At 63.5% G+C, this 7,982-nt stretch carries 6 protein-coding genes; 4 read left to right on the forward strand and 2 right to left on the reverse strand.

Translation table 11 applies throughout. The features are described from left to right. Nucleotides 1-2: 2 nt before the first annotated feature. Nucleotides 3-2,099, reverse strand: a complete 2,097-nt coding sequence (locus E4L98_RS02645) for a bifunctional rhamnulose-1-phosphate aldolase/short-chain dehydrogenase (RefSeq protein ID WP_135200022.1) — start codon at nt 2,097-2,099, stop codon at nt 3-5. A gap of 277 nt (nt 2,100-2,376) precedes the next feature. On the opposite strand from E4L98_RS02645, the gene E4L98_RS02650 reads away from it, so the two are divergent. The 4 genes from E4L98_RS02650 to E4L98_RS02665 all read left to right on the forward strand — a co-directional run bounded on the left by E4L98_RS02650 (nt 2,377) and on the right by E4L98_RS02665 (nt 7,575). Continuing rightward, complete coding sequence (locus E4L98_RS02650) at nt 2,377-3,243, forward strand: DeoR/GlpR family DNA-binding transcription regulator (protein ID WP_135200023.1); 867 nt, start codon at nt 2,377-2,379, stop codon at nt 3,241-3,243. A 17-nt stretch (nt 3,244-3,260) separates the two neighbouring features. Continuing rightward, entirely contained in the window at nt 3,261-4,247 is a 987-nt protein-coding gene (gene rhaS / locus E4L98_RS02655; RefSeq protein WP_229257204.1) for a rhamnose ABC transporter substrate-binding protein, read from the forward strand. 5 nt (nt 4,248-4,252) lie between these two features. After that, entirely contained in the window at nt 4,253-5,770 is a 1,518-nt protein-coding gene (locus tag E4L98_RS02660; RefSeq protein WP_135200025.1) for a sugar ABC transporter ATP-binding protein, read from the forward strand. Between the two features lie 146 nt (nt 5,771-5,916). Next, on the forward strand, nt 5,917-7,575 hold the full coding sequence (locus E4L98_RS02665) for an FAD-dependent oxidoreductase (protein WP_135200026.1): 1,659 nt from the start codon (nt 5,917-5,919) through the stop codon (nt 7,573-7,575). Nucleotides 7,576-7,600: 25 nt separating this feature from the next. Here E4L98_RS02665 and E4L98_RS02670 read toward each other — a convergent pair whose 3' ends face one another. Continuing rightward, nucleotides 7,601-7,786, reverse strand: a complete 186-nt coding sequence (locus E4L98_RS02670; RefSeq protein ID WP_135200027.1) for a hypothetical protein — start codon at nt 7,784-7,786, stop codon at nt 7,601-7,603. Nucleotides 7,787-7,982 lie beyond the last annotated feature (196 nt).

Consider the following 7,982-nt stretch of genomic DNA (forward strand, 5'->3'; position numbering starts at 1 on the left):
ACTTATCGTGTGAATGCTCCGGCATTGCCGGCGTCGACGTTGAGGATGTTGCCGGTGCTCTTGGCCGCCTTGTCGCTGGCCAGGAAGTACACGGCCTCCGCGATATCCTCCGGCAGCACGCTCAGCTTCAGCATGCTGCGGTCGCGGTAGAATGCCTCCACATCGTCCGCGTCGATTTTATTCGACTGCGCGCGTTCCTGCTTCCATTTGCCGTCCCATATGCGCGAGCCGCGTATCACCGCGTCCGGATTCACCACATTGACGCGGATGCCGTGCGGCGCGCCCTCCAGCGCGATGCAGCGCGCCAGGTGAATCTCGGCCGCCTTGGCCGTGCAGTAGGCCGAAGCGCCGGCAGAAGCCACCAGGCCGTTTTTGCTGGCGACAAAGACCATCGAACCGCCCAGCTTCTGCTGCTTCATCATGCGGAACGCAGCGCGGCTGGCGAGGAAATATCCTTTCACCAGAATGTCCTGATTACGCTGCCAGATTTCCAGCGTGGTGTCTTCCAGCGGCGCCGACGAGGCGATGCCGGCGTTCGAAATCAGCAGATCGACGCCGCCGAACTGCAGCGCCGATGCCGTCAATATCTCTTCCACCGCCTCTTCGCTGGTGATGTTGGCGACCGCGCTGGCGATGCTGTCCTTGCCGGCCACCTTGGCCAGGGCACCCTTCGCTTCCGCCAGCGCCTCGGCGTCGATATCGGTCAGCAGCACGCAGGCGCCCTCCTGCAGCAGTTGCTTCGCCACCGCCTGGCCGATGCCGCCGGCGCCGCCGGTCACCAGCGCGATCCGCCCGGCCAGCGATTTCGGCTTGGGCATGCGCTGCAGCTTGGCTTCTTCCAGCAACCAGTATTCGATGTCGAACGCTTCCTGCTCCGGCAGGCCGACATAGGTATCGACGCCGTTCGCGCCGCGCATCACGTTGATGGCGTTGACGTAGAATTCGCCGGCGATGCGCGCCGTGGCCTTGTCCTTGGCGAAGGACAGCATGCCGACGCCGGGGATCAGGTAAATTACCGGATTGGCGTCGCGCACCTTCGGGCTGTTAGCGTGCTTGCAGCGCTCGTAATAGGCGATGTAATCGGCGCGATAGCGTTCCAGCGCCTCGTCCAGGCCCGCTACCACCGCGTCCAGATCGGGATGCCCCGGATCGAAATCGATCACGAACGGACGGATCTTGGTGCGCAAAAAGTGGTCCGGGCAGGATGTGCCCAGCGCCGCCAGCGGCTCCAGATCGCGGCTGCAGACGAATTCCAGCACCGCCGCGCTGTCGTCGAAATGACCGAGCTTGTATTCGTCGCGGCTGATTTTCCCGCGCAGCAGCGGCATCAGTTTCGCCGCCAGCGCGCTGCGTTGCTCGGCCGGCAGCGGCGCCAGTGCCTGCCCGCCGAACACCGGCTGGCGCACGTTCGCGTTCAGCCATTCCTCCGCGCGCTTGATGGTGGCCAGCGTGGTTTCGTAGCAGGATTTGGCGGTGTCGCCCCAGGTGAACAGGCCGTGACCTTCGAGAATGATGCCCTTCAGCTGCGGCTGCGATTGCGAAAGTTGTTCCAGTTTCAGACCCAGATCATAACCGGGACGCTGCCACGGCAACCAACCCAGTTCGCCTTCGAAAATTTTCTGCGTCAGATCGCGGCTGTTGGCGCAGGCGGCGATCGCGATCACCGCGTCCGGGTGCATGTGATCGACGTGCTTGCGGGCGATGTAGGCATGCAGCGGCGTGTCGATGCTGGCCGCGCGCGGGTTCAAGTTGAACGTGCAGTGTGGCAGATACGCCACCATTTCGTCTTCATGCGCCAGGCCGCGGTAGCGCGACTTCAGGGCCTGCAATTTGTCCATGTACAGCGTCGAAAACCCATCGAGCTTGATGCTGCCGAGATCACCGCCCGACCCCTTTACCCACAGCACCTCGACCTGCTCGCCCGTCAGCGGATCGGCCATCATCACCTTGGCCGAGGTATTGCCGCCGCCAAAATTCGTGATGCGCAGGTCCGAACCGAGCAGATTGGACCGATATAGCAACAGTTCCGGTTCACTCATGCTGGCTGCGGCCGCATCGTCCCAGAGAGAGTTAATCGGGGCTTGCCGGGCTTCTTTCATTGCTGATCTCCGTTGTGGTTTTTGCTGCAACCAGTAGAAATCAGGCGGCCAAGGGTGTCAATGCAGAAGCGATCAAGAAAATGAGCAAGGTTCAAATAATCATGGCGTTGAGCGGTGACTGAGTGCGATACCAAATCCGGATTCAAACAATCAAATATTTGATCGAACAGTGATTGACGCCGGTTTTGGAAGTGGTTAGCCTTTAAGTTAATAAACAGACACATTGCTTCGCCACGTGAGGGCGATGACGATAGTAGTCAGACAAAAGGAGACTGAAATGGTAAATCACAAGCGTCGTAAACGTTTGTTGAAGCTGCTCGCCGAACATCGTACGGCCAGCGTGCCTCAACTGGTCGACTGGTTGAATGCCTCCCCCGCCACTGTGCGGCGCGACATCAGCTGGCTGGCCGCCCGCAGTCTGCTCACCCGCACCCGCGGCGGCGCGGCCAATCTTGAGCAGAAAAAGCGCGGTTTCACGCTCACCAGCGAGACCTTCCAGAACAACATCCAGTGCCGCGCCGAGCACAAACGCGCCATCGCCCGCCACGCGGCCGGCATGTGCAACGACGGCGAGACCATCATCATCAACGGCGGCACCACCACCTTCATGATGGCCGAGTTCCTGACCGATACCCATCTCAAGATCCTCACCAATTCCTTCCTGATGGCCGAGCGCCTGCTGGTCTCCAGCGAGAACGAGATCATCGTCCCCGGCGGCAAGGTGTACCGCGAACAAAACGTCATCCTCAGCCCCTTCGACAACGACATCACCCAGCACCACTACGCCGCCAAGATGTTCATGAGCGTCTACGGCCTGTCGCTGCTTGGCCTGATGGAGGCCGACCCGCTGCTGATCCAGGCCGAAAAGCGCCTGATTTCGCAGGCCGAGGAACTGATCGTATTGGCCGACAGCTCCAAGTTCGCCAAGAAAGCGGGCCTGATCCTGTGCGGCTTGAACCGCGTCTCGACCGTGATCACCGATACCGACGCATCCGATTCGGCGGTGCAGCTGCTCGAGCAGTCCGGCGTGCGCGTGGTCACGGTGGAGCCGGAAGCCATGCCGCGCGAGATCGCGCCCAGCGCCTTCACGGCGCCGTACGGCTATGAATCGATCGCGATGTTCCAGCCGGAGGCCGCGCATTGAAGCTCAGGAAGATCGTATTGGCGGCCGTTGCCGCCGGCGTGCTGGCGCTTGTCGCCGGCTGCAAGGAGAAAGCGCCTGATCATATCCGCATCGCCATGGTGGTGAAAAACCTCGGCAACGGCTTCTTCGACGCCGCCCACAACGGCGCCGACGACGCCGCGCGGGAGCTGAAGAACGTGGAGATCATCTACACCGGCCCCACCACGCCCAGCGCGGAAGGCCAGATCGAAATCATCAATTCGCTGATCAGCCAGAAGGTCGATGCCATCGTCATCTCGGCCAACGATCCGAACGCGCTGGTGCCGATCACGAAGAAGGCCATGTCGCGCGGGATCAAGGTGATTTCCTTCGACAGCGGACTGGCGCCGGAAGGCCGCCTGATGCAGCTGAATCCCTCCAACGCGGCGCTGATCGGCGAGAAGCAGATCCAGATGGCTTCCGATGCCATCGGCGGCGCCGGCGAAATCGCCATCCTGTCGGCGTCGGCCCAGGCCACCAACCAGAACATCTGGATCGGCGTGATGAAACAGGTGCTGCAAAAACCCGAGTTCAGCAAGCTGCAACTGGTGGCGACCGTGTACGGCGATGACCAGTCGGACAAGAGCTATCGCGAGGCCATCGGCCTGTTGCGCAGCAATCCGCAGCTGAAGGCCATCATCGCGCCAACCACAGTGGGCATCAATGCCGCGTCCAAGGCGGTGGTGGATGAGCATCTGGTGGGCAAGGTGTTCGTCACCGGTCTGGGCCTGCCGTCCGAGATGGCCGGGCATGTGAAGAGCGGCGCGGTGCGCGAGTTCGCGATCTGGAATCCGATCGATCTCGGTTATGCGGCGACGTACGCGGCGTACGGCTACATCAAACAGCAACCGACGGCCAAGCCGGGCGGCAGCGTGTCCGCCGGCCGCATGGGCAGCATCGCCATCGACGGCAATGGCGAAGGCGCCATGGCGGCGCCCTACACCTACGACAAGAGCAACGTCGACAAATTCGCCAAGATCTTCTGAGACTTATGGATATCGACACCACGCCGGTGCTGCAGTTGACCGGGATCTGTAAGCGTTTTGCCGGCATCGTCGCGCTGAACGGCGTCTCGCTGTCGGTGCGGGCCGGTGAAGTGATGGCGCTGATTGGCGAGAACGGCGCCGGCAAGTCGACGCTGGTGAAGACGCTGACCGGCATTTACCAGCCCGACGAGGGTGCCATCGCGCTGAACGGTCAGCCGGTGGCCTTCGCCAGCGTGCAGGATGCGATACGGGCCGGCATCACGGCGGTACACCAGGAAACCGTGATGTTCGACGAGCTGACGGTGGCCGAGAATATCTACGTCGGGCGCCAGCCCTGCCGCGGCGCGCGCATCGACTGGAAGCTGATCGAGGCGGAAGCCGAGAAGCTGTTCGCGCGGCTGGAGGTATCGCTGCCGGTGCGCGCCAGGGTCAAGGATCTGAGCGTGGCACAGCGCCATTTCGTCGAGATCGCGCGCGCCCTGTCGCAGGACGCGCGGGTCGTGATCCTGGACGAGCCGACCGCCTCGCTGTCGCAACGCGAGATTCAAGAGCTCTACCGCATCATCGCCCAGCTGCGCGCGGCCGGCACGGCGGTGATTTTCATCTCGCACAAGTTCGATGAAATATTCACCGTGGCCGACCGCTACACGGTGCTGCGCGACGGGCAGTTCATCGCCGAAGGCGCAATGGCCGAGATCACCGAGCCTGAACTGGTGGCGTTGATGGTTGGGCGCTCGGTCAGGAATGCCTATCCCAAGGCCAGCGTCACGCCGGGCGACACGCTACTCGAGGTGCGCAACCTCTGCCACCCCACCGAATTCCACGACATCAGCTTCTCGCTGCGCGAAGGCGAGATACTGGGTTTCTACGGCCTGGTGGGCGCCGGCCGCTCGGAGGTGATGCAAGCGCTGTTCGGTTTGACGACGGGCGTCAGCGGCACGATGACGATGCATGGCAAGCCGGTGCGCATCGATTCGCCGGCCGACGCCATTGCCCACGGCATCGCCTACGTGCCGGAAGACCGCCAGCATCAAGGCGCGCATCTGACGCTGCCCATTCTGCACAACATCACCCTGCCGATACTGTCGCGCGTGGGCTTCTTCCTGCGCGGCCGGCGCGCGCAGGAAATCGCCATCGCACGGCGCTATGCCGAGCAGCTCGAACTGAAGGCCCACAACCTGTGCCAGCATGTGTCCGAGCTCTCCGGCGGCAATCAGCAGAAGGTCGTGCTGGGCAAATGGCTGGCGACCGATCCTCGGGTGATGATCCTGGACGAACCGACCAAGGGGATCGACATCGGCTCCAAGGCGGCCGTGCACCGATTCATCAGCGAACTCGTGGCCAAGGGCCTGTCGGTGATACTGGTGTCGTCGGAACTGCCGGAGGTGATGGGATTGGCCGACCGCATCGTGGTCATGCACCAGGGTCGCATCGAAAACGAATATGCACGCAACGCCGCCACGCCGGAGCTGATCGTCGCCGCCGCATCGGGTTGTGCGCTGCCGCTGGAGGAATGCGCATAACCGTGCTGCCGAAAGTGCGCGAGACGCAGCTGGCGCTGTGCATCGTGGCGCTGATAGCGCTGATCGGCGCGCGCCCCGGTCGGGTAGCGGGAATGTCTGACTTTAGAAGCTGGCGCGTGCCGAAAAAACCGCGTTAGACTAGGCACATGGCCATTTACGACACTTTCAAGACGCGTACCGCGCAGGCGCTGCCCAAGCTGAATGAGGCGGAGATCAAACGCATCGAACGCTTTGGCGACAGGGTATGCTTCCGCGACGGCGAACGCCTGTTCGAGGCCGGCATGACCAGTTTCGGCATGTACGTGGTACTGAAGGGCGTGATCCGCATCAGCCGTCACGATGGACTGGGCAACACCTCGGTCATCACCGAACACGAAGCCGGCGAGTTTGCGGGTGAAATCAGCCAGCTGTCCGGCGCGCCGACGCTGGTCAACGGCCACGCGGTGGGCGATGTGGAGGTGCTGGCGTTGAGTACCGAATCGCTGCGCGCGCTGCTGATCGCCGAGGCGGAGCTGGGCGAACGCATCGTCCGCGCTTTCATCCTGCGCCGCGTCGAACAGATCGAAAACAAGGACGGCGGTCTGGTGCTGGTGGCGCCGCCCGGCCACGGACGCACGCATGCGCTACAGGGCTGGTTGAACAGCAATGGCTTGCCGCACCGTGTGCTCGATCCTGTCGGCGACGAGCAGGCGCGCGCGCTCTGTGCGCATTATGCGCCGAAGCCGGAAGACTGGCCGCTGGCGGTCTGCCCCAACGGTGACGTCAAGAAGAATCCCAGCGTGGTCGATCTGGGCCGCTGCCTGGGCACGCTGCCTGAACTGAGCAGCGATGCTGTCTGGGACGTGATCGTGGTCGGCGCCGGTCCGGCCGGCCTGGCGACCGCGGTGTATGCCGCATCGGAAGGTCTGTCGGTGCTGGTGCTGGAGACGCGCGCTTACGGCGGCCAGGCCGCGGCCAGCGCGCGCATCGAAAACTATCTGGGCTTTCCGACCGGTATTTCGGGCGGTGCACTGGCCGGACGGGCTTTCGTGCAATCGCAGAAGTTCGGCGTCAAGATGGCGATTCCGGCGCCTGCCGGCCGTCTGTTGTGCGACACCTATCCGCTGCAGGTGGAAATGTGCGGCAGCCTGACGCTGCTGCGCGGGCGCACGGTGGTGCTGTCCTGCGGCGCGCGTTACCGCCGGCCGTCGCTGGCGAATCTCAAGCAGTTCGAGAGCAAGGGCGTTTATTACTGGGCCTCGCCACTGGAGGCGGGATTGTGCGGCAGCGACGAAGTGATCCTGGTCGGCGGCGGCAACTCGGCCGGCCAGGCGGCCGTCTACCTGTCCAGCCACGCCGCCAAAGTGCATATGCTGATCCGCAAGGACAGCCTGGCCGCCACCATGTCCAGCTATCTGATCGACCGTATTGCCGCCACCCCTAACATCGAGCTGCACACGCAATCCGAGATTGTCGCGCTGGAAGGCAGCGACGAGGATGGTCTGCAGCAGGTACGCGTGCGGCATCACCCCAGCGGCGCCGAAACGGACTACGACATCTGTCGCGTGTTCCTGTTCATCGGCGCCGACCCGAACACCGGCTGGCTATCCGATTGTGGTGTACAGGTCGATGATAAAGGCTTCATCCTCACCGGTTTCGATGTGCCGGGAGTGGCGGGTCCGCGTGCCGGGCTGGAAACCAGCATTCCCGGCGTGTTTGCCATCGGCGACGTGCGCGCCAATTCCACCAAGCGCGTCGCCGCCGCCGTGGGCGAAGGCGCCGCCGTGGTGGCGCAGATTCACGCCTTCCTGGCCCGCCAGCGCTAAGGAATATTGAGGGACGGCCGGGATTTCAGTTACCAGGCTGCCGTTTTTTTCGCAGCCCGAACCAGAGACACAGCAGCACCGGAATGCCGAGCGCCAGCGCGGAGACATGATCCCACACGCCATCGCCGACCAATGCCGAGATCAGGCCGATCACGGTCAACACCGCCAGCGCGATGGGCGCGCCCCACATGCGCATGAACGGGCCGCTCATCGCGCTTCGCCTTCCGTGGCCAGCGCCGGCACCACCTGCTCCAGCACTTCTTCTTCCTTCACCGCCTTGCGCGCCCGCGCCCGCGCGCCCCCCGTCAGCCCCACATAAACGCCCCGGCCCCCCCCCCAGATGGTGGTCACAACGAGCGCCCCCCCCACGCACTGCAGCCCCCCCCCCCCGGAGTGGCCGCCCTGCA

The organism is Duganella callida, from assembly GCF_004614165.1.
GTDB classification, from domain to species: domain Bacteria; phylum Pseudomonadota; class Gammaproteobacteria; order Burkholderiales; family Burkholderiaceae_D; genus Rugamonas; species Rugamonas callida.

Coding starts and splice junctions, on each gene's coding strand:
- E4L98_RS02650 (WP_135200023.1), top strand. CDS start 2,377: ATGGTAAATCACAAGCGTCGTAAACGTTTGTTGAAGCTGCTCGCCGAA.
- E4L98_RS02670 (WP_135200027.1), bottom strand. CDS start 7,786: ATGAGCGGCCCGTTCATGCGCATGTGGGGCGCGCCCATCGCGCTGGCG.
- E4L98_RS02665 (WP_135200026.1), top strand. CDS start 5,917: ATGGCCATTTACGACACTTTCAAGACGCGTACCGCGCAGGCGCTGCCC.
- E4L98_RS02660 (WP_135200025.1), top strand. CDS start 4,253: ATGGATATCGACACCACGCCGGTGCTGCAGTTGACCGGGATCTGTAAG.
- E4L98_RS02645 (WP_135200022.1), bottom strand. CDS start 2,099: ATGAAAGAAGCCCGGCAAGCCCCGATTAACTCTCTCTGGGACGATGCG.